Here is a 23,382-nt window from a genome sequence, read left to right on the forward strand (position 1 = left end):
GGACCTCCCCCTCGGCGAGCGCCGAGAATCCCGCGGTCGTCGGCTACTCTGAGCGCTCTTTCTCCCGGTAGTTCGGAAGCACGTCGTCTTGCATCACCGCGCCGCGGCCGCCGTCGACGAGCAGCGCGGCGCCGGTGACGAAGGCGGCGTCCTCGCTCGCGAGGAAGGAGACGGCGCCGGCGACGTCGGCGGGCGTGCCGATCCGCCCGGTCGGGTGGATCGACTCGACCTCTTCCAGTCGCCCCTCCGGTAGCTCCTCGCGGGTCCGCTCGATCTCGACCCAGCCGGGGACGACCGTGTTCACCCGGACCCGCGGGCCGAAGTCGACCGCGAGCGACCGGGTCATGCCGTTGATCCCCGCCTTGACGGCGTTGTACGGGAAGTGCGCCGGCATCGTCGCGTACGCGTGGTTCGACGAGACGTTCACGATCGCCCCGCGGTCCATGTGTTCGAGGGCGGCCCGCGCGGCGAGCCAGTACGCCCGGAAGTCCGTCTCGACGACGAACGCCCAGTCGTCGAGCGTCGCCTCCTCGGCGGTCGTCTCCGTCTGGACGCCGGCATTGTTCACGAGGACGTCGACCGAGCCGTAGCGCTCGGCGGCCGCCTCCGCCAGCGCGGCCACGTCGTCCGGGTCGCGCATGTCGGCGCGGACGAACGTCGCGTCGCCGGGCGGCGAACCGTCGGCCGACGCCGCCCCGCTCCGCTCCGAGATCCGGTCGGCGACGGCCTCGCCGGCGTCCTCGGAGCGCCCGCTGACGACGACGTTCGCCCCTTCGGCCGCGAACCGCTCCGCGATTCCGGCGCCGATCCCGCGGGTCGACCCCGTGACGATGACCGTCTCGCCGGCGAACCGTCCGGGGACCGCGCCCTCGGTGGGCGACTCGCGTCGGCGGGTCATCGGTCGCCCCCCGGCCGTCGAGATTCGGTCGCCATCGGAATCACCACTCCGCGACCGAGCCGTCGTCGTGGCGCCAGACCGGGTTGTGCCAGTCGACGTTGCCGCGCTGCTCCCGGACGTGTTCCTCGTCGATCTCGATCCCCAGTCCGTCGCCGTCGGGGATGTCGACGAACCCGTCGTGATACTCGAACACCGACGGGTCGGCGAGGTAGTCCAACACGTCGCTCGTCTCGTTGTAGTGGATGTCGAGCGACTGCTCTTGGATGAGCGCGTTCGGCGTACAGGCGTCGACCTGGATACAGGACGCGAGCGCGATCGGCCCGAGCGGGCAGTGTGGCGCGACCGACACGTCGTACGCCTCGGCCATCGACGCGATCTTCTTCATCTCGGTGATCCCGCCCGCGTGCGAGACGTCCGGCTGGATCAGGTCGACGGCGTCCGTCTCGAACACCTCCTTGAAGTCCCACCGCGAGTACATCCGCTCGCCGGTCGCGATCGGGATCGTCGTCGACTCCCGGATCGCCGCGAGCGAGTCGTTGTGCTCCGGCAACACCGGCTCTTCGATGAACATCGGGTCGTACGGCTCCAGCGCCGCCGCGAGCCGCCGGACCATCGGCTTCGACACGCGCCCGTGGAAGTCGACGCCGATGTCGACCTCCTCGCCGACCGCCTCCCGCACGGCCGCGATCCGGTCGGCCGCGTCGGACACCGCGGACGGGTTATCGATCGGCCGTAGCTCCGCGGTGGCGTTCATCTTCAGCGCCGTGAACCCCGCGTCGACCTTCTCGCGTGCGGCATCGCCGACGTCCGCCGGCCGGTCGCCGCCGATCCACTGGTACACGCGAATCCGATTGCGCGCGCGGCCGCCGAGCAGCTCGTGGACGGGCGCGCCGAACTGCTTCCCCTTGAGGTCCCACAGCGCCTGGTCGACGCCGGCGATGGCGCTCATCAGCACGGGGCCGCCGCGGTAGAAGCCGCCGCGATACATCGCCTGCCAGTGGTCTTCGATCCGCGTCGGGTCCTCGCCGAGCAGGTAGTTGTCGAGGAGCTCCTCGACGGCGGCGACCACCGTGTGAGAGCGTCCCTCCACGATCGGCTCTCCCCATCCGACGGTGCCGTCGCTCGTCGTCAGCTTCAAGAACAGCCAGCGGGGCGGTACTTCGAACAGCTCGTAATCTGTGATATACATGCTATCTCAGTTTTCGGCGGTCCCGACGACCGCCGTGTCGACTGCGTCCGTCTTCGTCTTGAGCGCGTCACCGGTCTCGGCGTCGAACAGGTACAGGGCCGCCTCGTCGAAATCGAACGACACTTCGGTCTCCTCCGCCGGCCGGACCGCCGGTCTGACGCGCGCCGTGAGTTCGTGGTCGCCCATCTCCATGTAGAGGAAGTTTTCGTTCCCCATCGGTTCCACGACCGTCACGTCGGCGGCGTTCCGCCCCGCGTCGACGACCGTGATGTCCTCGGGTCGGATGCCGACGCGGACGCGACTCCGCTCGCCGACCGGCTCCGGATCGTCGAGTTCGTACGCGAACCCGCCGGGGCCCCGGAGGGTATCCCCCTCGACGTCGGCCGTGAAGAGGTTGATGCTCGGCGACCCGATGAAGTCGGCGACGAACTGGTTCACCGGCGACCGGTACACCTCCTCGGGAGATCCGACCTGTTGAAGCACGCCCCCGTCCATCACGGCGATCCGGTCGCCCATCGCCATCGCCTCGGTCTGGTCGTGCGTGACGTAGACCGTGGTGACGTCGAGGTCGGCCTGGAGCTCCTGTAGCTCGGTCCGCATGTCCGACCGGAGCTTCGCGTCGAGGTTACTGAGCGGCTCGTCCATCAGGAACACGGACGGTTCGCGGACGATCGCCCGTCCGAGCGCGACGCGCTGCTGTTGCCCGCCCGAGAGCGCCTTCGGTTTCTCGTCGAGCAGCTCGCTGATGCCGAGCATCTCGGCGACGCTCTCGACCTTTTCTTCGATCTCGTCGCCGGTCAGCTTCGTCGAGAGCTTCAGCCCGAAGCCGATGTTCCCGCGAACGGTCATGTGCGGGTACAACGCGTAGTTCTGGAACACCATCGCCACGTCTCGCTCGCTGGCCCGCCGATCCGTGACGTCCGTGTCGCCGAACCGGATCGAGCCGTCCGTCACGTCTTCCAGCCCGGCGAGACAGCGGAGCGTCGTCGACTTCCCGCAGCCGGACGGCCCGACCAACACGAGGAACTCCCCGTGGTCGATCTCGACGGAGAGGTCTTCGACGGCGACCACGTTCTCGGTTCCGGAGTCGTACACCTTGTCCAGTTGAGTGATGTTGATCCCTGTCATTGGTTACTCCTTGAGCGACCCCGCGAGGATGCCGCTGACGAACTGCTTCTGTAGCACTAAGAACAACACGACCATCGGCACGATGGCGAGCGTCGCCGCCACCATGATCTGGTCGTAGTAGATCCGCTGGAACCCGGTCAGCTGCGCCAGCCCGATGGGGATCGTGTACATGTCCGCCGACTCGAGAATCACGAGCGGGTATAAGAACAGGTCCCACTGGAACAGGAACAGGATGATGGCCAACGCGGCCAGCGACGAGCGCATCGTCGGTAAGGCGATCCGGTAGAAGATCTGGAACTCCGTCGCCCCGTCCATCCGGGCAGATTCCAGCAGTGCGTCCGGGATCGATTTCATGTTCTGCCGCATGAGGAAGATGCCGATTGGGTTCGCCGCCCACGGCAGGATGATCGCCCGGAAGGTGTTCGTCCAGTCCAACTGCGCCATCAGCAGGAACAGCGGGATGACGAGCAGCTGGATCGGCAACACGAGCGTCGCCAAGATCGTGTAGAAGATCGGCTCCTTGTACTTGAACTCGTATTTCGCGAACGCGAAGCCGGCCATCGAACACAGCACCAGCGAGAGCAGCGTGTAGACGACGGCGATGAGGACGCTGTTCCGGATCGTCCGGACGAAATCGAGCCGCTCCTGTAGCGCCGCGAAGTTGTCGAGGAATGCGGTCCCGGGGATCAGCCGCGGCGGGAACTGGAGGAACTGCTCTTGGGGCAGCGTCGCCGCCACCAGCATCCAGTACAGGGGAACCATCATCACGACGACCATCGTGACGACGAAGGCGTACGTGAGGAACCGCCAGACGGCGTCCTTCCGTCGCTGCTCGCGCATCAGTCCTCACCCCCGATCTTGATCTGAACGATGGAAAAGACGCTGACGATCGCCACGAACACGACCGTGAGCGCGCTCGCGTAGCCGAGGTTGAAGTTGACGAACGCCTGCCGGTAGATGTACTGGACGATCGTAATCGTCGAGTTCGTCGGTCCGCCGCCGGTGATGACGTACGGCTCGGCGAACAGCTTGAACGTCCCGATCGTCGACAGCACGACGACGAACAGCAACACCGGCTTGAGCTGCGGGAGCGTGACGTATCGGAACTTCTCCCACCGGCTCGCGCCGTCGATTTCGGCCGCTTCGTACAACTGTTGCGGGATCGTCTGAAGGCCGGCGAGCAGAATGATCATGTTGTATCCCGTCCACCGCCACGTCACCGCGGCGATGATCGTGTTTCGCGCCCAGAAGGCGTCAGTCAGCCACGGAACCGGACCGACCCCGACGCCGGCGAGGACGTAGTTGAGGAACCCTAACTGCTCGTTGAACAGCAGCAGGAACACCGTCGAGTACGCCACGAGATTCGCCGACACGGGCAGCGCGATCGCGGTGCGGAACACGCCTTTGAGCCGCATGAACGAGGCGTTCAGTGCGAGCGCGAGGGCGAGCGCCAACCCGATCATGAGCGGGACCTGGATGGCGAGAATGTACGAGGTGTTGAACATCGACTGCCAGAACAGGTCGTTGCCGAGTAGGCGCGCGTAGTTCCCGAGCCCGATGAAACTCAGCTGTGCGATCTGCGGGATCTCGACGTACAGCGGACCGAGGTCCACCCAGAACAGCGATCCTTCGCCGACGCCCTGATACTCGAAGAACGAGAGATACACCGTGTAAAACACCGGGAACGCGAGGAACAACCCGAACAGGATGAAGAAGGGCGCGATGAACAGGTACGCGACCCGCGGCAGCGTCGGGGTCGCCGCGGTCACGTCCTGTCTGGCGAAGCGCACTCGGTCCCAGACCGGTCGCGCCGCTCGCTTGACCTGTCTCGTGGCGTTCCGTACCCTCGCGCCGGCGCGGCGGCGATACGTCTCTCCGACGCGGTCGTCCGTTTCGTCAGAAGTTGCCATGCGATCGGTACCCCCGGGTTACGCGAGGTCCCGATCGGTGTTCTCGGCGACGGTCTCCGCGGCGGCCTGAACGGCTTCTTCAGGAGACTGTTCGCCGTTGATCATCCGCTGAAGCTCCGTCTCGATGGCCTGCGACACCTCCGGCGTGTCCGCGGTGAACCGGTATCCGGGGGCGTTCTGTGCGACCTCGGCGAAGAGCGCGCGAGCGGCCTGCCCGTCGTAGAAGTCGAGTTCCTCGTCGAACACCGGATCCTCGTACGTCGTCTCCAGCGCCGGGAAGAGGCCGTATTCGTCGTACATCGCCAGTTGCATCTCCTCGGCCGCGAGCGAGTACTCCATGTAGTCCCAGCCCCGCGCTTTCTTCTCGTCGGACACCTGGTCGGCGATCATGAGGTTGGACCCGCCCCAGTTCGACGCGCGCGGTCCGCCCGACTCCAGCGCGGGGATCTTGAAGACGCCCCAGTCGCCCGCGGTGTCGGGGAGTTCGGCGCGCAGGGTCCCCTCCATCCACGCCGCCGAAGGGAGCGACGCGATCGTCGCGTCGCCGTAGGCGCTGAACCACGCGGACGTCCACCCCTCGATGTTGGCCGCGATGTCGGCGTCGTAGATCGCTTTGATGTTCTGTGCCACTTTGAGCGACTTCTCGTTGTGGATGTTCACCTCGCCGCTCTCGAGGAAGGGCTCGCCGGAGAGCTGACGGAACTGGTACCGCCAGACGCCGGAGAGGTCTCCCTCGGGGAGGTTGAGCATGTACTGGTCGTCCGGTAGCTTCTGGCCCTCCTCGATGAAGTCGTCCCACGTCTCGATGCTGTCCGGGTCGATGTCGTGTTCGTCGTACACGGACCGCCGATAGTACACCGCCGTCGGACCCGTGTCCCACGGGAGCGCGTAGATGTCACCGTCGATGGTAAGCGCCTCCCACTTCCCGGAGACGAAGTCGTCCTGGATGCCCGCCTCCTCGATTTCGTCAGTGAGCGGCGCGATGGACCCCGTGTCGATGAACGACGGACCGTCAACCGACTCCAGCATGGAGACCGCCGGCGCGCCGGAGCCCGAGAGCAGGTTCGTCTGGAGCCGGTCTTTCATCGCCGACCGACCGAACTCCTCGACCGAGACCGTCGCGTCGTTGTCGGACTGGTACTCCTCGGCGGTGATCATCAGCGCCCGCGCGGCGACGTCCCACCCCCACACGTTGATCTCCGACGCCATACCGTTACCGTCGCCGCCGTCGTCACCGTCGCTGCCGTCCCCACCATCGCCGCCGTCGCCGCCGTCACCGCCATCGCCGCCGTCGCCGCCGCCGCTGCCGTCACCGCCGGGATCGCCCGTCCCGATACACCCTGCGAGCCCCGCGACCCCCGCGATCCCTGCGCCTTTCATCAGTCGCCGCCGTCCGTATTGTGCGTAGTCTGGTTTGTTAGTCATGATCGTACCTGACTATCTGCTCCTTGTATCATAAGTATATAAATCTACTGTACAGTCGTCCTAAAATCGGCTTAGAAATCCATTATTCGTGTTTTCTTGGAGTGAACAGAGCGCTATTATATACTCATATCAGATATACGGTTCCTCATTGATAAATTACTCTTTATAATTTACTAATTTATATGTGTTTTATGTGTTTTATACTTCATCTCGCGGCCCCGTTCAGTTGTGCTAAACAAACGTTATACGGGTGTCGCACGTATTACTCTACGAAACGATGGGGAACACGGACACCATTGCCGTTCAGGCGACCGCGACGTCCTTCCGGATCGTCGAAGAGTTGTACGACCGTGACGGCAGCGGAGTCACCGAATTAGCCGACACGCTCGACGTCTCGAAAAGCGCGGTCCACAACCACCTTTCGACGCTCTGTGCCCTCGGATACGTAACAAACGCGGGCGGTACCTACGAACTCACCCACCAGTTCCTCCGAATCGGGTTCGGGACGAGAGAACGAAATCCCGTCTACCACGCTGCGCGGAGCGAGGTCCGAATGCTCGCGCGGAACACGGGGGCCGTCGCGAACCTCGTGGTACCCGAAGACGCCGAGGCCGTCTACCTCCACCGGATCGGCGCCCGAGACCATCCCGTTCCGGTGGGCGACAGCGTTCGGCTCCACGCCGCCGCCGCCGGCAAGGCAATCTTAGCGTTCCGGTCGCGCGAGCGGATCGACGAGTACGTCTCCCGTTACGGACTCGACCGAAAGACCGACCGAACCGCGACGGACCCGGCGACGCTCCGTTCGGAGCTCCGGTCGATCAGGGACCGAAACATCGCGTTCGATCGCGGCGAACTCGACGAGAACTGGCAGTGCGTCGCCTCTCCGATCGTCGTCGACGGCGACCCCGTCGGCGCGGTCAGCGTCTCCGGGCCGTCCGACGAGATGCAGGGGAAACGGCTGGAGGAGGACACGGCCGGACTCGTCTCCAGCGCCGCGAAGACGATCGAACTCGAACTGCTGTGACGCGCCGCCCTCCTCGACACGGTCTGATTTAATACCCCTCCGGGGGAGGTACCCACCATGCGAACTGATCGACTCGACCGGATCACGGACGGCGGAGTGATCGCGATCCTCCGCGGCGTGGCGCGGGACGACGCCGTGGCGGTCGCGGACGCCGTCGTCGACGCCGGCGTGACGGCGTTAGAGGTGACGGCGGACACGCCGGACGCGACGGCGTCGATCGCGGCGATAGCCGAGCGCGTCGACGACGCGCTGGTCGGCGCGGGGACCGTCCTCGACGCGGAGACCGCGCGCGCTGCGCAGCTCGCCGGCGCGGAGTTCCTCGTGACGCCGACCGTGAACCGCGACGTGATCCGAACGGCGAACCGCTACGGAACGCCGGTCGTCGTCGGCGCGTACACGCCGACCGAGGCGATCGAGGCCTTCGAGGCCGGCGCCGACGCGGTGAAGGTGTTCCCCGCGAAGACCGGCGGCCCCGACCACGTCGCGGCGATCGGCGGCCCGCTCCCGCAGGTCCCGCTGGTCCCGACCGGCGGCGTGGGTCCCGACAACGCGGCCGACTACGTCGACGCCGGCGCGGTCGCGGTCGGCGTCGGCAGTTCGATCGTCGACGACGAGGCGATCGCCGACGGCGACTTCGACGCGATCCGGGCGAACGCGCGCGCGGTCGTCGAGGCTGTCGCCGCCGCGCGAGAGTGACCGCTCCGCGCTCCGCCTCGGCGTGGCTGGTGCCGTGCCCGACGCCCGCTACCGCGCCCGACGCCCGCTACCGCGCGGGGGATCGACTCTCGTCGGGGGTGTCGGCGGAGGGGGACCGAACCGCGTCCCAGCCGCGGATACAGGCCTCACACAGGTAGTACGCGAAGCCGTCGATGTCCCGATGCGCGAGCGGAGCGTCGACGCCGCACTTCTCGCAGTTCATACTCGGCGGGTGCGCTATGGCGAATATATGTCTTCTGTTCGCCGTCGCGTCCGTGATGATTCGTTACGGAACCGACCGATCTGAAACTCCGCCGGCCGTCCGCGGTCGATCGCCCACCTCGGCGCCTACCGCAGCGCGTCGAGGTCGAACTCGAAGGCGGCGACCGGCACCTCCAGGTCGTGTTCGACGAGCACCGCGGGGTGGAGTTCGCCGATCACGCCGACGCGCTCGCCGTCGACCTCGACGGCTGCGGCGCGCCCCTCGATGAACGAGGGGTGTTCGGTCCGGGGAGTCGACAGCTCGGCGCCGAAGTCGTCGCACAGCGCTTGGAGGCGCCCCTTCGCGGCCTCGTAGGAGGCGTCGCGGCGGGCGACCGCGCCGGCGACGTGACGGGACTCGGCGACGTTCGTGTCCTCGGCGTCGTCGCGCTCGGCGACGAAGCCGACCTCGGCGACGTCCTGCGGGTAAGCGTTGTGGGTGTTCCGCTCCAACAGCATGACGAGCGACGGGAGCGCCCAGGTTCGCAGCTGCGTGTACTCCTCGCTGTACGGCTCGGTGATCTCGACGGGGTCGCCGCCGCCGAAGGCGTCGCTTCCAGGCTCCACGCGCATCCGGTCGTAGTTCTCGGTCCCGCTCGTCATGTGGAAGTTCAGCAGGTCCTCGAAGCCGAGGCCGACGAGGCTCGTCCGGACCGCGTCCTCCAGCCGCGAGCGCTCGTGGCGGCCCCCGACCGTCCCGACGTCGGGGTAGCGCGGCTCCAGGTTGTCGAAGCCGTACGCCCGCCCCACGTCGTCGACGAGGTCGAGCGGGTGGAGCACGTCGACGCGGTACGGCGGAATCTCGACCTCGTAGCGCACGTCCTCGCCGAGGGTGTAGTCGGCGTCGAGGCCGGCGCGCTCGAAGCAGTCGACGACCTCCTCGGGCTCGAAGTCGACGCCGAGCAGCGTCTCGATCCGGTCGTGCGACACCGCCTTCTCGTCGACGTCGAGGTTCGGGCGGACCAGCTCCGCGCCGTACTCGCTCGGGTGCGTCGCGCCGTCGGCGTAGTTCACCTCGACCTCCTCGATCGTCGCGCCGCGGGCCGACAGCGCGTAACAGATAATCGTACACATCCGGTCGATCGTCCACTGGTCGGTGCCGGTGAGCTCGACGAACAGCTCGCGAGAGCCGGTCGTCACCTCGGTGCGTTTCCCGTTGATGACGGGCGGGAACGAGAAGAGGCCGAGCTCGTCGTAGATCGCGGGGTAGCGGTCCAGATCCTCGACGAGGTCGGCGTAGGTCGTCCCCGTGTCGTGTTCCGCCAAGACCTCGGTGGGGGTCAGCTCGTCGTTCGCGTCGAGCGGGACGAACGCATCCCCGTCGGGGTCGACGCCGCGGTAGGTGATCGACGGCTCCGCGCCCTCTTGGAGCGGCGCCCCCTTCACCATCGCGAGGTCGTGGATGCCGATCGCGCCCTTCGCGCGGCCCCGCCCCATCGTCGCGTGGAGCTTCTCTTGGAGCTGGATCAGCGACTCCAGCGCGGCTTCGTCGAGGTCGAGGCCGCGGACCACGGCGCCGGTGACGAACGGGCGCTCGTCGGGGACCGACTCGTCGACCTCGATGGTCCACTCGGGGTCGTTCGTGTTCGGGACGTAGACGCCGCGCGCGTCGCCGTAGTGGTAGCGCAGCGAGCGCGCGACCCCCTCGACGGAGAGCCGGTCGAGCCGGTCGGGCGCGAACTCGAACTGGTACATGCCGTCGTCGGTCTCGCCTTCGAACTCCAGCCCGAGGCCGAACAGGTCGTCCTTCAGCTCTGCGTCGTCCTTCTCCTCGTGGCCGGTGAGCTCGCGGAGCTCGTCGGGGTCGACGTCGACGACGGGCATCAGTAGCTCACCTCCGCGTTCCGCAGGAAGTCAATGTCGGCGAGGGTCCCGTGGAGGTCACGGATGTCCTCGGCGCCCGTGGTGAGCATCGCGAGCCGTTCGAGGGCGAGCCCCCACGCCATCACGTCGCAGTCGACGCCGAGCGGCCCGGTGACCTCCTCGCGGAAGACGCCGGAGTTGCCGATCTCGATCTCCTCGCCCGTCTCCGGGTGTTCGCCGAACAGCTCGAAGGAGGGTTCGGTGTAGGGATTGTAGTGCGGCTTGAACCGGATGTCCGTGATGCCGAACTGCCGGTAGAACTCCTCGAAGGTGCCCATCAGGTCGCGCACGGAGAGGTCCTCGGCCATCACCCACCCCTCGATCTGGAAGAACTCGAGGAGGTGCGTCGGGTCGAGGGTGTCGTTGCGGTACACCTTCTCGACGGAGAAGTAGCGCTGGGGCGGCTCCAGTTCGGCGCCTTCGACCCCGGAGAGGTAGCGCATCGACAGCGAGGTGGTGTGGCCGCGAAGCGCGACCTCGCGGGCGAAGTCGGCAGACCACGGCGAGTGGTAGCCGTCGCCGTCGAGCCCCCAGCCGTCGCGGTGGGCGGCCTCGACGCGGGCCATCAGCTCGTCGGGGATCCCGTCCATCCGGTCCACGTCGAGTGCGAACCGGTCCCAGTGGGTCCGCGCCGGGTGGTCCTGCGGCATGAACAGGCAGTCGTTGATCCAGAAGTCTGCGTCGGCGTGGGGGCCCTCCATCTCTTGGAACCCCATCCCCACCAGCACGTCTTTCACGCGGTCGGCGGTCCGCCGGAGGACGTGTTTCCGACCCCCGCGGGCCGTCTCCGCGTCGGCCTCGACGTTGTACTCGGCGAAGTCGGCGTCGCGCCACTCGCCGCTGGCGAGGAGTTCCGGCGTGAGCGCCCCGACCCTCTCGGTCGCCTCGACGCCGGTCATCAGCGCGTCGACGCCGTCGTCGGTGAGCCGAACCGTCCGCGTGACCGACTCGCCGACCGCCACCAGCCCGCGCGAGTCGAGCTGATCGATCACCGCCTCGTCGACGTCGAGGGCGTCCGCGTCGAGGCCCTCACCGTCGGCGTCCGCGAGCGCATCGAGCGCCGTCGCCTCGGGGTCGGCGTCGGGGTCGACGTCGAGGTCGACCGAGAGTTCGCCGCCGTCGACGCTCCCGAACCCCTTGCGCGCGAAGTTCGCGAGCGCGATGTCGACCTCGGGGCCGTCCAGCCCGGCCTCGCCGATGACCGCACCCATCGAGACCGGCTCGGCGTCGGCGCCCGCGTCGAGCCCCGCCCGGTAGAGCCGTGTCTCGGGGAGCCCCGCGTCGACGTAGCGCCGCCCCTCGTCGGTGAGCGCGAGCGTCTCGTCGGTCTCAGACCCGACCTCGACGAGCCCCTCGTCGGCCAGGTCGAACGCCGCGCCGGCGACCGTCTCCGGCTTCAGGTCGGTCTCCGCGGCTATCTCCGCCACCGTTCGTTCGTCCGTCGCGCTCGCGGCCTCGAGGACCGCGAGCTGTCGTTCCGGGAGTCGCATTCGAGTTGTCTCTACACGCGTGCGGCTGGTTGGTAACGGTTCCGGGACCGAGACGCGACCGCGGTCGCGGTTCCGTGCCGGCGCCACACACAAATATCACATGTAATAAATTGGGTGGTTTGTTTATACATTGTGTCGAAAACAGTACGGGTATGAGCAGCGCAACGTCCGAATCGATCGACTCCGGATCGGTACCGGAGACGGCCCGCGTCCCGCACGGCGGTGACGGCCTCGCACCGAGCCTCGCCGTCGTCGAGGCGATCGCCGAACTCGCCGGCGTCGAGCCCGCGGAACTGTCCGCAGAGGGCATCGTGCTGTACGACCACGTCGACCCCGACGCGCTGAACGCGCTCGTTTCCGGCCGGTCCGACGCCGACGTCTCCCTCACGGTCGCGGGCTACGACATCCGCGTCGGTCCCGACTCCGCGGTCGCCCGGCGGTCGGGGAACTGAGCCGACCGCCCGAATCGCGTATTCTCCCGACTATCAGTCCTCGTCCGCCCGCTCGCGGAGCCGCGCGATCCGGTCGCCGAGCGGCGGCTGGACCTCGAACCACGTCGACCAGTCCCCCATCTCCGGCTCCACCCCGCGCCGCTCCGCGACGCGCTCGAACGCGTCGACCACGCGGTCGGCGCCGACCGCGTCGGCGGCGTGGGTGTCCGCCGCGTACTGAACCCGCCGCCCCGCCCAGAAGGAGACGAGACCCACAGCGATGACGGCGGCGAAGCCGGACTCGAACGGGACGAGCACCGTGACGACCGCCGCCAGCGTCGCCAACACGACGCCGACGGCGACGGCGCGAAACTCGGCGTAGTACGTCTTCACCCGTCCCGCCTCGGCCGCGAGCAGCCCGACCGCGACGTCCTCATCGAGGTCGGTCAACACGTCCTCCGTGAGGAACAGCACCCGCCGGCCGGGCGGCCCCCGGACCGAAACCTCGGCGGGGCCACTCGTTCCGGGATTCCCCCCGCCGCCGTCGTCACCCACCCGGCCGACCGACTCGATCGCGATCCGGTCGACGCCGAGTCCGCCGGGGTCGGCCAGCGCCGCTATCTGCGCGCGCTCCGCGTCCGTCGGCTCCCGGAGGTCGCGGAAGCGGTCGGCCGCGTACAGCGGTCCCACCGAGACCGCGAGCGCGGCGACGACGGCGACACCGGTGACGAACGCGACCCTGATCATCGCTCTCGCCGACGGGACGACCGGAGTAAAAAGGCGCGGTGTCGCGACGGCGTCCCCGTTTCTCTCGCCTCGCTCACCTCACTTCGGGACCCGCCGCGCGAGCGCTCGAACCGCCGCCGCGGCCTCGCTGTCGGGCGCGGCGTCGACGACCGGCCGCTCCGCCGCCACGGACCGCCCGACGCGGGGATCGGCCGGGACCACCTCGACCGGCGCGCCGAGCGCGTCGCCGATCGGTTCGACGGGCGGCCGCTCGGTCACGCGGTTGACCGCGCAGCCGGTCACGCCGGCGTCGAGTTCGCGGGCGAGTTCACGGGTGCGGATCGCGTCGGCCAGCGCGAACGCCCGGGGCGAGACGACCAGGAGGCAGGCGTCCGCGACCGCCAGCGGTACGCCGGCGTCGGCGCGGCGTCCCGCGGGGCAGTCGAGGACGACGGTCCCGAACTCTCGCTCGGCCGCGGCGACCGCTCCCTCCAACCGCGTCAGGTCGGCCGCCCGCGCACCGGCCAGCGTCCGCCCGCATGGGACGATGTCGACCGGACCGGGACGGACCGTCTCTATCGGATCCGCCGCGCCGGCGAGCACGTCGTGGAGATCGGGGCCGCGGCCGTCCGGGAGGTCCGCCATCCCGAGGTCCGCGTCGACGACGACGGCGTCGAGTTCGGCGGCGACGTTGTACGCGAGCGTCGTCTTCCCGACCCCGCCCTTCCCGCCCGCGACCGCGAGGATCACGCCAGCGCCTCCAGCGCCTCGGTCGGGACCTCGCGCTCCTCGGCGCGGTCTGCGAGCTCCGCGGCGCGGTCGCGGATCGCCCGCAGGCGCTCGGCGTCGGCCGCGACGCGCTCGTCGAGTTCGCCGACCCCGTCGAGGCCGCCGGCCTCGTCGACGACCGCCGTCGCCGTCGCGAGGTCGGCGTCGGTCAGCCGCTCCGTCCGCTCGATCCGCGCCTCGACGGCCGCGAACCACGCGTCGATCTCGTCGGGACTCGCCGCGCTCGGCGACGGATCGGTGAGCGCGGACCGGTCCGTGTCGCCGCCGTCCTCCTCGCCGTCGACCGCGCTCCCGTTCACGTCGTCATCCTCGCCGTCGACCGTTTCCGAGTCACCGCTCCCCTCGTTGACGGCGTCGACCGCGTCCCCTCCGGCGACCGCGCGCCGCGGGGGGCGATGCGATTCGAGGTCTCGCACCGCCGCCCGCGCGAGGTCGGAGCCGTCCTCGGTCGCCGCCCGGCCGTCGTCTCCGTCCCCGGTCGCGGGCTCGACGCTCGCGATTTCGACCGGCGGGTCGACGGGGCCGGCGAGCGCCGCGAATCCGAACGCCGCGCGTTCGCCCGGGTCGATCACCGCGGTCACGCCCTCGTCGTCCCATCCGGACTCGGGGACGCCGCCGCGCCGCGGCGGGAGGACGGGGCCGTCCAGCCGGCTTTCGATCCGGACGCGCCGCGGGACCGATCCGTCGTTGCGCACTCGGACGCCGACGAGCGACGCGTCCCCCTCGCGGTCGACGGACCAGTCGAGTTCCATGGGCCGGGTGCCGCGGAATCGTATTTAAACCTCGGGGCGAACTCGCCGCCGCCGTCGGCGTCACCCCCCATCGGACGCGCCACGGAGGCGAACGCGCTCCGCTCGGAGCAGCGACCGCGCGCTCCGCTCGGACGCCGTGACCCTCCGCGCCGCGTCGCCGCGCAGGTCGACCGTCGCGTCGAGCGCCGCGACCCTGACCGCCGCGAGCGACGCCGCGACCGGATCCCCGTCGTACGCGTCCGGCCCCGCGCCGGCTTCGCTCGCGTCGCCACCCGGGATGACCGCGAGCGCGCGCCGAAACGCCGGATAGACCGCCTCGGAGAGTTCGCGGCGGGCGGTTCGCCGCCGATTTCGGAGCCGGTCGCGGAGCCGCAGCCGTCGCTGGCGCTCGTCTCGGTTCCGGGCCGCCTCGGCCCGCGCGCGTTCGAGCGCCTGCTCGGCGGCGATCGCCTCCGTCTGCGCGGCCGACAGCTCCGCGGCCGCCGCCTCCAGGTCGTCGAGCGCCTCGTCCGCTTCGGCGTCGACCGCGCGGCGCGCCCGGGCGTCGCCGCGCAGCGCCGCGACCCGCTCTTTCAGCCGCTCGGTCTCGCCGGTCGTCTCGGCGACCCGCCGCCGCGCAGCCGTCAGGTCGACCGGTTCGATTTCGATCGCCGCGAGCTCCGACTCGATCTCGTCGATCTCGGCCGCGACCGAGGCGGTCCGCCCCCGCGACCGCGCTGCCGCCGCGAGCTGCCGTCGGAGCCCGGCGTCGGTGGGGAGTCGCCCGAGTACCGCGCCCGGCTCCGGAGCCCCATCGACGGCGGCAGTCTCGTCGTCTTCGCCGCCCTCGCGCTCCGGTCTCGGTGCCGTCGACTCCGCCCCGGTCACAGCTCTCGGCCGCGCATGGCGTCCGGATCCGGATGTTCCGTCCCCGCCGCGAAGGCCGCGTACGGCGTCGACTTCGCGGACCGGTCCGCGTAGGCCGCGGCAGCACCTCGAACCTCGTCGTCGACGGCGACGAACTCGTTGAACGGCTCGGTGCGCTCTATCTGGACGTCGCCGCCGTGCGACTCCCGCAGCCGCAGCGCGAGGAAGGCGGCGTACACCGTCTCGTCGAACAGCGCGGCGCGGCCGAACCGCCGGGCGACGACCGATTCGTGGCGACGACACAGGTTTCGGAGGCCGGTTCGGGCGGCCGCCGAATACGTCACGACCAGCAGCACGCCCGCCGGTGGTCGATCTCGGAATTTATCCGTTCCGGACCGGAACGTTTCAGTCGTCTTCAGCGACGGCGAACCGATTCGGTACTCGCGAGCCCGCGCTCTGCGATCAGAACCCCCTGATGTCTGACGTTAGAACCGCTCGACGTCGAACTCGGGGTCGCCGGCGCCGTCCGCATCGCCCTCGCCGCTGGTGCCGTTCGCCGCGAGGACGCGCTCGCGGGCGGCCGGTTCCGACGGCGCGACGACGACGGTGCCGTCGACGGGGTCGTCGCCGACCGCGCGGAACACGTCGTCGTCGCCGTCGAACTCGGTGGCGTAGGTCCGGAGGACGGCCGCGACGCGCCGCTCCGTGGCCGCGAGGTCGGCGTCGCCGTTCTCGAACTCGCGGAGCGCGTCCTCGACGTTCCGTATCGCGGAGATGCGGTCCATCTACGTCGTCCGGAGGTGGCCCTGCTTGGGCTCGTACACCTCGCCCTTCGTGCGGAGCTTCTCGATCTCCTGCTCCGCCTTCCCGGGGTCCATCCCGATCTCGCCCGCGCGGTCGAGCACCTCCTCGACGGGCGCGCCCTCTTGATACTCCTCTTCGATGTCGGCGATGAGCCCCTTGATGTTCTTGATGCGGTCGCGCTGGCTCTTCGAGGTGCCCGTCTCGACCACGTCGGCGTCGAACTGCCCCGTCTCCGGGTCGACGCCGATGTCCTTGAGACAGGACTCGACGATGTCGGTCGCGCGGTCGGCGTCCTCGCGCTCGACGGTGTCCGAGAGCCGGACCCGCGCGCTCGCCTCGGAGAGCCGCACCATCGCCTCCAGCTTCCGGGCGGTGACCGGCACCGGCGCGTCCTCGTCGGCGCCCTTCGAACGGAGGTCGACGTAGAACTCCTCGATTAGTTCCTTCGCCTCCTCGGTCATCGTCGGGAAACAGGAGCGCTTCGCGTGGGCGATGTACTTCCGTAACAGCTCGGAGTCGATCTCCGGCGCGACCTCCTCGGTCACCTCCGCCACCTGCTCTGCCGTGAACTCCGAGCTCGCCAGCTCCTCGCGCTGGGTGTTGAGTTCGCCGGCGTAGTTCGTCTTGATGATGTGTTTCGCCAGCCGGGAGTCGTGCTCCGCGTCCGGGCTGTCCGTCACGGTAAAGATCAGGTCGAACCGCGAGATGAGCGCGGGCTCCAAGTCGATCTGCTCGCCGATCGGCTCGTACTGGTCGAACCGGCCGTACTTGGGGTTCGCGGCGCCGAGCAGCGAGCAGCGGGCCTTGAGGGTGGCGTTGATCCCCGCCTTCGAGACGGAGATCTTCTGCTGTTCGAGCCCCTCGTGCATCGCGGAGCGGTCCGAGGAGTTGTGGACGACGAGCCCGTTCGCGACGAAGTTGTGCGTCTCCTCGACGGTCAGGTCGTACACCTTCGGCCGCCGGCCGTCCTCGATCCGCGCCAGTATCGAGCGCAGTTCCGCCTTCACGGCGTCGACCTCCTCCGCGACGGCCTCGCGCAGGTCGTCGAGCCGGTCCGTTTCGACGGCGCCGGAGAGCCACCGCGACACGGTCGCCTGCGTCACGTCGAGCCGGGACGCCACGTCGGACTGACTGATACCGTAGGCGTCGAGCGCCGCCGACAGTTCTGCCTGCGTTTCGCCGATCGGACCCCGGTCGACCAGCTCGCGAGCGCGCTCCTCTGCCGTCTCGATCGGTCCTCCGATTACGTCCGCGAGACGCTGTCGGAGTACTTCGCCGCGGTGTTCGGTCGACTCCGGCGGAACGGTTTCGACCGACTCGACGCGCCGCCACTTCACGTCGCCGCGGACGTACTCGCGGAGGTCGTCGAGGTCGGTCTCTGCGACCTCGGTGAGTATCTCCCGGAGTCGCTCGGTAACCGTCCGACGAACTTCGCCGTCTTCCCCCCACTCGCGGGAGATCTGCTGTTGGGACAACGCGGTCCCGTCCGCGAGTTCGGACTGCGAGACGTGGTACCGTTCCCGCAGTTCCGAGAGCGTCTCCCACGTCGCCGTCTCGTCGAGCCGGCACCGATCCTCTGCGGCCGTCTCCAGCCTCTCCTCGAACGCCGCGAGGACCCGAGCGGCGCGGTGGAGCGAGACGTTCGCGTCCTCGCGCTCGAAGTCGTGGTACGTGACCGCGTTGAGACCGCACTCACTCTGGTGGAACCGCAGCGACTCGCGAGACCGCGCGAGCGTGTCATCGATATCCGGGATCACGTCGAGAATCGTCCGATCACCGTCGGCCGAATCGACGACGCGGTCGAGGGCCTCGGCCTTTCGCGTGGCCGTGAACCCGATGTGGCGTTGGAACGCCGCGAGCGAGTCGGCGTCGGTCACCGTGAGGTAGTACACGTCGCGACCGCTGTCTCGTTCGCGGTGCTGGAGCTGACTCGACACGCCGAACTGTAAGAGCAGGTTTCGCGTGCCGCGGAGCAAGTCTCGGCTCGCAGACGCTACCCGAACGTTGCCCGCCGACTCGTCGACGTGGCCCTCGCTGTCGGCGAGCGCGCGGACGAACGCGGCCTTGGCCGCTCGGCTCCCGGTCGAGACGCCGGTCGGGAAACACTTCCCGTCGTACCGACCGAGGTTCATCCCCGCGTCGAGGACGGCGTCGGCGTGTTCTTTCCCCGTGACTCGAACCGTCTCGACGCCGCCGTCGCGTTTCTCGCTCGGCGGACGAGTCGGCTCCGCGTCGAACGCCTCTCGCGCCGCCCGCTCGAAGTCGGCCAGCAGTCCGTCGTCGACGTTGGTGAACCGGACGCCGTAGACGCCCTCGTCGCGGTCGTAGAAGACGTTTCCGTCACCGGAGAGGTAGCCGAGGACGCTCGCCATCGCGGCATCGATCCCGTCGCCGTCGACGGATCCGTCGCCGAGCGGTTCGATGCTTCCGTCGCCGCCCGCAACTGCCGCCGCCCCGCCGCCGTCGGCGGCCTTCGTCGGAATCTCTCGGGGGACGTACACCCAGTCGCCGCCGTCGAGCGCGGCCGCTTCGCGCTCGACGCGCTCCCCGTCGTCGAGGACGAAGAACGGGTGGTCGGCCGTCGCGGTCAGCGACTCGCCGGTCTCCATCGTGACCTCGGTGAGCTCCGACGGCGCGTCGTACTCATGGACCGCCGAGACCGGGCGCTCGACCAACGACCCGTTCTCGTCCATCGTCCAGACGTCGAGGTCCACGTCGCGGATGTGTCGCCCGTTCGAGAGCTCCTCGATCTCGCCGTCTTCCGCGGCCTCCCGCGCCAGTTCGTCGATGCGCTCGACGCGGCCGTCCGCGAGCGAGACCAGCGTGTCGCCCGTGACGCAGTCCATCTTGTCCAGCTCGTCGACCGCGGCGATCCCCTTGTCCGCGAGGACGAGCGCACCTGCTTCGAGCGACCACTGCTGGCCGTCGCCGAAGTCATCTCTTACAGCCGCGGCAGTAAGGCCCGCAGCAGATGATCCTTTCCCAGAAGTATAAACTGATCTTGGAGCAATATTCTCGACATAACTGATCATCTGGCTCTTTCCAGTTCCAGGGTCGCCAATAAGGAGCATGTGGAGGTCCCCGCGGATCCGTGAGCCGTCGGGGAGGTGTTTCGTGACGCCGGAGAACAGCTGGAGGATCATCGCGAGCTTCTCCTCCTCGTAGCCGTAGATGGCGGGCGCGATGGAGCCGACCATCGCCTCGTAGATGTCGTCGCGCTCGGAGAGCTCGATGATGTCGCGTTTGTCCGCCTCCGTGATGTCCATGTCCTCGAACTCCTCGTCCTCGATGGCGATGGAGACGCCGTCCATGTACAGGTCGAAGATGGCGGACTTCTCGTTGCCCTGTTCGACCTGCTCGATGTGGAGGATGCCAACGCAGGTCACGTGGTCGCCGGGGCTCACCTTGCCGGTGATGTCGTCGACGATGTCGACGTCGAGCGACTGGGGCGTCTCGCCGCCGCGGAGTCCCTCGGGGGACTCTTGGATGCGGAGCTTCTGGGAGTCGACGAACTCGGACTGGTCGAAGTTGACGCGGAAGGGGCCCTGTCGCTCGCAGCCCTGACACTCGTGGGGCTCTTGGAAGCCGCCGTCGGACTGGGGGATGTACGTCATCGTGCCGCAGCGCTGGCACTCGAAGGCGGCCTCGGTCACCTTCGGGCGGACGTCCGTGGCCTTGCGGACGATCCCCTGAATCGAGACGAGCTTCCCGATGTGGTCGTCGTGGACCCGAATTCCCCGGATGTCGACGCTGTCGGGGAGGTCCTCGATGCGGACGTGCGCGCGGCCGAGGCTGACGTCGGCGGGGAGGTCGTAGAGCCGCAGCGCCTCCTCGGCGTACTCGCGCATCTGCTCCGGCTTGTTCAGGAAGTCCTCGGCGAGGTCGCGGTCGAACTGAAAGAGGTCGTCGTAGGAGACGTACAGCGAGCGCTGCTCGTTGGGGTACCGCTGCGCGAGCTGCCCGATCTTCTCCCGGTAGTAGTTGCGATAGAACTGGATGAACCGCTCCGTGAGGTCCTGGGTGCCGGCCTGAGCCATTGCGACACCTCTTCGTCACCACCACGTATGAACCTCCGGTTCGGGGCGGACGTGGTCGCGACGGGCGCGGCGTCGGTCCGGTGACCGCCCCGTCGTGATTACGCGCGGCCGACGAAGGTCGCGTCGGCGGAGGTGCGCCCCTCGTTGAACGAGAGGACCTTCGCGCGGATCACGTCGCCCGGTTCGAGGCCGCTCGGGACGTCCTCGGTGAAGACGACGAACCCCTTGACCTTGCCGACGGCGACCTCGTCGCCGGAGTGGTGGTCGGTGAGTTCGTTGACGCCGAACTCGTAGGTCTCGCCGATCTCGACCGGCGGCTCGCGCTCTTGGGCCGCGTCGTGTGCGCGCTTCGACTCGCGCGCCTCGGCGGACGGGGCGCGGAGTCGGCGAGCGAGCACGAACAGCGCGAGCAGCGCGACCGCGACGCCCACCCCGATGACGAGCGGCGACGAGGAGATCATGTCCGTGCGGTCGACCGCGGTCGCCTAAACGGTGTGGGTCGGCGGCGGTCCTTCGGCGGTCGACGCTGCCCCCGATACCCCCTCGCCTCCGCCACCGCCGTCCCGACGCGTCACGCTCGCATGAGAAACGCCTTTGCCCTCGAAGCCCCCCTCTCGATCCGATGCGACACAGCCGCGGTTCCCGACGACTCGCGCACGGGTGTGGTGTGCCGTGAAGGTCGCGGACGCGGTGCCGGAGTTCGCGGAGGCCTTCGGGTTCGACGAGTTCAATCGGATGCAGCGGGAGGCGCTGCCGGGCATCTTGGAGACCGACCGCAACGTGGTCGCGTCCGCGCCGACCGCTTCCGGGAAGACCGCGCTCGCCGAGCTCGCCATCTGCCGGACGCTCGCCGCGGGCGGGACCGCGCTCTTCGTCGCGCCGCTGCGCGCGCTCACCAACGAGAAGGAGAGCGAGTGGGAACGCTTCGAGGAGCTCGGCTACTCCGTCTACGTCGTCTCCGGCGAGCGCGACCTGAACCCCCGCCGCGCGGAGCGCGCGGACGTGCTCGTGACGACCCCCGAGAAGGCCGACAGCGCGACGCGGAAGCACGACTCCGCGCGCTACTCGTTTATCACCGACGTGGACTGCGTCGTCATCGACGAGGTCCACCTGCTCGACTCCGAGAAGCGCGGCGCGGTGCTGGAGGTCACCGTCTCGCGGCTCCGCCGGCTTCAGGACCCGCGCGTCGTCGCGCTCTCGGCGACGATGCCGAACATCGACGACGTGGCGGAGTGGCTGGACGCGCCCGCGGAGACGACGTACGCGTTCGGCGACGAGTACCGCCCCGTCGACCTCGAAACGGGCGTGAAGACGTACTCGCACGGCTCGAACGCGTTCGCCGACAAGTACCGCCGGCTCTACCGCGCGCTCGACTTGGCCGAGCCGCACGTCCGCGAGGACGGGCAGGCGCTCGTGTTCGTCTCCTCGCGGCAGGACACGGTTCAGGCGGCCAAGAAGGCGCGCGACGAGATCACCGAACGGGACATCCCGATCGACTCGCGGGACGACTATGACTTCCACAACGAGGCCAAGGAACTCACCAACGACACGCTCCGCCAGTCGGTCACGGACGGCGTCGGCTTCCACCACGCCGGCCTCGGGAAGGACGACCGCGACCGCGTCGAGGAGTGGTTCAAGCAGGGGAAGATCAAGCTCCTCTTCTCGACGTCGACGCTCGCGTGGGGGGTGAACCTCCCCGCCCGCTGCGTCGTCATCCGCGACACGAAGTACCACGATCCGCTGGAGGGGGAGACCGACATCTCGCCGCTGGACGTGCTCCAGATGCTCGGGCGTGCCGGCCGCCCCGAGTACGACGACGTGGGGTACGGCTGGGTGGTCTGCGACCGCGCGGACGCGGACAAGTACCGCAAACTGCTTCGCGAGGGCAAAGAGATCGAGTCGCGGCTCGCGGCCGACCTCGAGTCCCACCTCAACGCCGAGATCGCGATGGGGACGATCCGCGGGCTGGAGGACGTGATGGCGTGGCTGGAGACCACCTTCTACTACGTCCGCGCGCAGTCGGAGCCCGAGGCGTACGAGTTCGCCACCCTCCGCGACCGCGTTCGCGACACGCTCGAATCGCTCGTCGACGACGGGTTCGTCGCGGCCGACGACGACCTCGCGATCGAGCCCACCGCCCTCGGCCGCCTCGCCTCGAAGTACTATCTCCGCCTCGACACCGCGCGCCGGTTCAGTCGCCTCGCCGACCGCGAGACGCTGACGGTCGACTCGGTGTTGGAGGCCGTCGCGTCGGCCGGCGAGTTCGACTCCGTCTCGGCGCGCTCCGCCGAGTCGGACGCGATCGACCGGATCCTCGACGGCCGCAACACCGACCTCGAAGACGGCCACCGGAAGGTGTTCGCCATCCTGCTCGCCGGGATGGCCGACTCGGTCCCCTCCGACCTTCGGTCGGACGCGTGGGTGATCCGACAGAACGCCCTCCGCCTGCTGGCCGCGCTCGCGGAGTTCCTCGACCGCTTCGCCGGCCCGCGCGCCGCCAACCTCGCCCGCCGCGTCGAGGCGCGCGTCGAACACGGCGTCTCCCGGGAGGCGGTCGCGCTCACGGCGATAGAGGGAGTCGGCTCCGGTCGCGCCGAGCGCCTCGCGGACGCCGGCCTCACCTCGCCCGCCGACGTCGTCGACGCGGGCGCGAAGGAACTCGAAAACGCCGGCATGAGCGGCTCCGTCGCGGAGCGGATCGTCGACGCCGCCCGCGACTGCCCGCGGATCGACGTCGACTGGGGCGACTTCCCGGATAGCATCGCGGTCGGGGAAAACGAGATGTGCGAGGTCGCCGTGACCGCCGTCTCCGGGAGCGCCCGCGCGGGGATCCGCGTCACCGTCAACGACGTGGAGATGACCGCGACGACGACGTACCTCGACGGCGAGGCGACGGTCCCAGTCGGCGTGTTCGGCACGCCCGACGCCGACGAACTGGAGTTCGTCGTCGAGGTCGTCTTCCCGGACCTTCCGCTGTTGCCAGTCACGGCGACCAGAACGGTTCGGGTGGCGTAGGGCCACCTGCGAAACTGTGGCGCGTGCCTGCGAGCGGCCGGAGCGAAGCGGAGGCCGCGAGGAGCACGCGCGAGGGAGTCGGTCGCCGAGCGAAGCGA

21 protein-coding genes are annotated in these 23,382 nt (G+C 69.0%); 4 read left to right on the forward strand and 17 right to left on the reverse strand.

Annotation, left to right across the window (positions count from 1 at the left end):
* Positions 1 to 43 precede the first annotated feature (43 nt).
* From C463_RS02655 to C463_RS02680, 6 genes are read right to left on the reverse strand one after another with little or no spacing between them, the layout of a single operon-like run.
* On the reverse strand, positions 44 to 898 hold the full coding sequence (locus C463_RS02655; RefSeq protein WP_008440851.1) for an SDR family NAD(P)-dependent oxidoreductase: 855 nt from the start codon (positions 896 to 898) through the stop codon (positions 44 to 46).
* A gap of 40 nt (positions 899 to 938) precedes the next feature.
* Positions 939 to 2,087, reverse strand: a complete 1,149-nt coding sequence (gene dgoD / locus C463_RS02660) for a galactonate dehydratase (RefSeq protein WP_008440852.1) — start codon at positions 2,085 to 2,087, stop codon at positions 939 to 941.
* Positions 2,088 to 2,093: 6 nt separating this feature from the next.
* Positions 2,094 to 3,215 (reverse strand): ABC transporter ATP-binding protein, encoded by a 1,122-nt coding sequence (locus C463_RS02665; RefSeq protein WP_008440853.1) that lies wholly within the window; start codon positions 3,213 to 3,215, stop codon positions 2,094 to 2,096.
* A 3-nt stretch (positions 3,216 to 3,218) separates the two neighbouring features.
* Positions 3,219 to 4,055, reverse strand: coding sequence for a carbohydrate ABC transporter permease (locus tag C463_RS02670; RefSeq protein ID WP_008440854.1), 837 nt, complete (start codon positions 4,053 to 4,055; stop codon positions 3,219 to 3,221).
* Positions 4,055 to 5,125, reverse strand: a complete 1,071-nt coding sequence (locus C463_RS02675; RefSeq protein ID WP_008440855.1) for a carbohydrate ABC transporter permease — start codon at positions 5,123 to 5,125, stop codon at positions 4,055 to 4,057. Before C463_RS02675 ends, C463_RS02670 begins: the two co-directional genes overlap by 1 nt.
* A gap of 18 nt (positions 5,126 to 5,143) precedes the next feature.
* Positions 5,144 to 6,550, reverse strand: a complete 1,407-nt coding sequence (locus tag C463_RS02680) for a sugar ABC transporter substrate-binding protein (protein ID WP_137695434.1) — start codon at positions 6,548 to 6,550, stop codon at positions 5,144 to 5,146.
* Positions 6,551 to 6,827: 277 nt separating this feature from the next.
* Here C463_RS02680 and C463_RS02685 point away from each other — a divergent pair, with 277 nt between their 5' ends.
* Complete coding sequence (locus tag C463_RS02685; RefSeq protein ID WP_008440863.1) at positions 6,828 to 7,574, forward strand: IclR family transcriptional regulator; 747 nt, start codon at positions 6,828 to 6,830, stop codon at positions 7,572 to 7,574.
* Between the two features lie 57 nt (positions 7,575 to 7,631).
* Complete coding sequence (locus C463_RS02690; protein ID WP_008440864.1) at positions 7,632 to 8,270, forward strand: bifunctional 4-hydroxy-2-oxoglutarate aldolase/2-dehydro-3-deoxy-phosphogluconate aldolase; 639 nt, start codon at positions 7,632 to 7,634, stop codon at positions 8,268 to 8,270.
* A 67-nt stretch (positions 8,271 to 8,337) separates the two neighbouring features.
* Here C463_RS02690 and C463_RS18940 read toward each other — a convergent pair whose 3' ends face one another.
* The 3 genes from C463_RS18940 to pheS form a co-directional block, all read right to left on the reverse strand.
* Complete coding sequence (locus C463_RS18940) at positions 8,338 to 8,493, reverse strand: hypothetical protein (protein ID WP_158294462.1); 156 nt, start codon at positions 8,491 to 8,493, stop codon at positions 8,338 to 8,340.
* A gap of 125 nt (positions 8,494 to 8,618) precedes the next feature.
* Entirely contained in the window at positions 8,619 to 10,355 is a 1,737-nt protein-coding gene (gene pheT / locus C463_RS02695; RefSeq protein ID WP_008440865.1) for a phenylalanine--tRNA ligase subunit beta, read from the reverse strand.
* Entirely contained in the window at positions 10,355 to 11,884 is a 1,530-nt protein-coding gene (pheS, locus tag C463_RS02700) for a phenylalanine--tRNA ligase subunit alpha (protein ID WP_008440866.1), read from the reverse strand. Before pheS ends, pheT begins: the two co-directional genes overlap by 1 nt.
* A 152-nt stretch (positions 11,885 to 12,036) precedes the next feature.
* On the opposite strand from pheS, the gene C463_RS02705 reads away from it, so the two are divergent.
* Positions 12,037 to 12,336 (forward strand): HalOD1 output domain-containing protein, encoded by a 300-nt coding sequence (locus C463_RS02705; protein ID WP_008440867.1) that lies wholly within the window; start codon positions 12,037 to 12,039, stop codon positions 12,334 to 12,336.
* A gap of 33 nt (positions 12,337 to 12,369) precedes the next feature.
* Here the strand turns inward: C463_RS02705 and C463_RS02710 are convergent, their stop codons facing one another.
* The 8 genes from C463_RS02710 to C463_RS02745 all read right to left on the reverse strand — a co-directional run bounded on the left by C463_RS02710 (position 12,370) and on the right by C463_RS02745 (position 20,730).
* The gene (locus C463_RS02710) at positions 12,370 to 13,062 is read right to left on the reverse strand and encodes a peptidase (RefSeq protein ID WP_008440868.1); all 693 of its coding nucleotides are present in this window, start codon (positions 13,060 to 13,062) and stop codon (positions 12,370 to 12,372) included.
* A gap of 78 nt (positions 13,063 to 13,140) precedes the next feature.
* Positions 13,141 to 13,791 (reverse strand): nucleotide-binding protein, encoded by a 651-nt coding sequence (locus tag C463_RS02715; RefSeq protein ID WP_008440869.1) that lies wholly within the window; start codon positions 13,789 to 13,791, stop codon positions 13,141 to 13,143.
* Positions 13,788 to 14,582 carry a DUF7857 domain-containing protein gene (locus C463_RS02720; RefSeq protein WP_008440870.1) on the reverse strand — a complete coding sequence of 265 codons (795 nt, stop codon included), beginning with the start codon at positions 14,580 to 14,582 and terminating at the stop codon, positions 13,788 to 13,790. The genes C463_RS02715 and C463_RS02720 overlap by 4 nt, the downstream gene beginning before the upstream one ends.
* Positions 14,583 to 14,642: 60 nt before the next feature.
* Positions 14,643 to 15,449 (reverse strand): DUF7856 family protein, encoded by an 807-nt coding sequence (locus C463_RS02725; RefSeq protein ID WP_008440871.1) that lies wholly within the window; start codon positions 15,447 to 15,449, stop codon positions 14,643 to 14,645.
* A complete protein-coding gene (locus C463_RS02730; RefSeq protein ID WP_008440873.1) occupies positions 15,446 to 15,784 on the reverse strand; it encodes a DUF7855 family protein in 339 nt (112 codons plus the stop codon). Before C463_RS02730 ends, C463_RS02725 begins: the two co-directional genes overlap by 4 nt.
* 129 nt (positions 15,785 to 15,913) lie before the next feature.
* A complete protein-coding gene (locus C463_RS02735) occupies positions 15,914 to 16,213 on the reverse strand; it encodes a DUF7854 family protein (RefSeq protein WP_008440874.1) in 300 nt (99 codons plus the stop codon).
* Positions 16,214 to 20,269 (reverse strand): LAGLIDADG family homing endonuclease, encoded by a 4,056-nt coding sequence (locus C463_RS02740; protein WP_008440875.1) that lies wholly within the window; start codon positions 20,267 to 20,269, stop codon positions 16,214 to 16,216.
* Between the two features lie 98 nt (positions 20,270 to 20,367).
* On the reverse strand, positions 20,368 to 20,730 hold the full coding sequence (locus C463_RS02745; RefSeq protein WP_008440876.1) for a TRAM domain-containing protein: 363 nt from the start codon (positions 20,728 to 20,730) through the stop codon (positions 20,368 to 20,370).
* A gap of 211 nt (positions 20,731 to 20,941) precedes the next feature.
* Here C463_RS02745 and C463_RS02750 point away from each other — a divergent pair, with 211 nt between their 5' ends.
* Entirely contained in the window at positions 20,942 to 23,284 is a 2,343-nt protein-coding gene (locus tag C463_RS02750; protein ID WP_008440877.1) for a DEAD/DEAH box helicase, read from the forward strand.
* Positions 23,285 to 23,382: the final 98 nt, after the last annotated feature.

The sequence above is a fragment of the Halorubrum californiense DSM 19288 genome, from assembly GCF_000336875.1.
Lineage (GTDB): Archaea > Halobacteriota > Halobacteria > Halobacteriales > Haloferacaceae > Halorubrum > Halorubrum californiense.

What these genes read in the sequence shown, in the direction of transcription:
- C463_RS02655 (WP_008440851.1), bottom strand. Translation starts at nt 898, where the DNA reads ATGACCCGCCGACGCGAGTCGCCCACCGAGGGCGCGGTCCCCGGACGG.
- dgoD (WP_008440852.1), bottom strand. Translation starts at nt 2,087, where the DNA reads ATGTATATCACAGATTACGAGCTGTTCGAAGTACCGCCCCGCTGGCTG.
- C463_RS02665 (WP_008440853.1), bottom strand. Translation starts at nt 3,215, where the DNA reads ATGACAGGGATCAACATCACTCAACTGGACAAGGTGTACGACTCCGGA.
- C463_RS02670 (WP_008440854.1), bottom strand. Translation starts at nt 4,055, where the DNA reads ATGCGCGAGCAGCGACGGAAGGACGCCGTCTGGCGGTTCCTCACGTAC.
- C463_RS02675 (WP_008440855.1), bottom strand. Translation starts at nt 5,125, where the DNA reads ATGGCAACTTCTGACGAAACGGACGACCGCGTCGGAGAGACGTATCGC.
- C463_RS02680 (WP_137695434.1), bottom strand. Translation starts at nt 6,550, where the DNA reads ATGACTAACAAACCAGACTACGCACAATACGGACGGCGGCGACTGATG.
- C463_RS02685 (WP_008440863.1), top strand. Translation starts at nt 6,828, where the DNA reads ATGGGGAACACGGACACCATTGCCGTTCAGGCGACCGCGACGTCCTTC.
- C463_RS02690 (WP_008440864.1), top strand. Translation starts at nt 7,632, where the DNA reads ATGCGAACTGATCGACTCGACCGGATCACGGACGGCGGAGTGATCGCG.
- C463_RS18940 (WP_158294462.1), bottom strand. Translation starts at nt 8,493, where the DNA reads ATGAACTGCGAGAAGTGCGGCGTCGACGCTCCGCTCGCGCATCGGGAC.
- pheT (WP_008440865.1), bottom strand. Translation starts at nt 10,355, where the DNA reads ATGCCCGTCGTCGACGTCGACCCCGACGAGCTCCGCGAGCTCACCGGC.
- pheS (WP_008440866.1), bottom strand. Translation starts at nt 11,884, where the DNA reads ATGCGACTCCCGGAACGACAGCTCGCGGTCCTCGAGGCCGCGAGCGCG.
- C463_RS02705 (WP_008440867.1), top strand. Translation starts at nt 12,037, where the DNA reads ATGAGCAGCGCAACGTCCGAATCGATCGACTCCGGATCGGTACCGGAG.
- C463_RS02710 (WP_008440868.1), bottom strand. Translation starts at nt 13,062, where the DNA reads ATGATCAGGGTCGCGTTCGTCACCGGTGTCGCCGTCGTCGCCGCGCTC.
- C463_RS02720 (WP_008440870.1), bottom strand. Translation starts at nt 14,582, where the DNA reads ATGGAACTCGACTGGTCCGTCGACCGCGAGGGGGACGCGTCGCTCGTC.
- C463_RS02735 (WP_008440874.1), bottom strand. Translation starts at nt 16,213, where the DNA reads ATGGACCGCATCTCCGCGATACGGAACGTCGAGGACGCGCTCCGCGAG.
- C463_RS02740 (WP_008440875.1), bottom strand. Translation starts at nt 20,269, where the DNA reads ATGGCTCAGGCCGGCACCCAGGACCTCACGGAGCGGTTCATCCAGTTC.
- C463_RS02745 (WP_008440876.1), bottom strand. Translation starts at nt 20,730, where the DNA reads ATGATCTCCTCGTCGCCGCTCGTCATCGGGGTGGGCGTCGCGGTCGCG.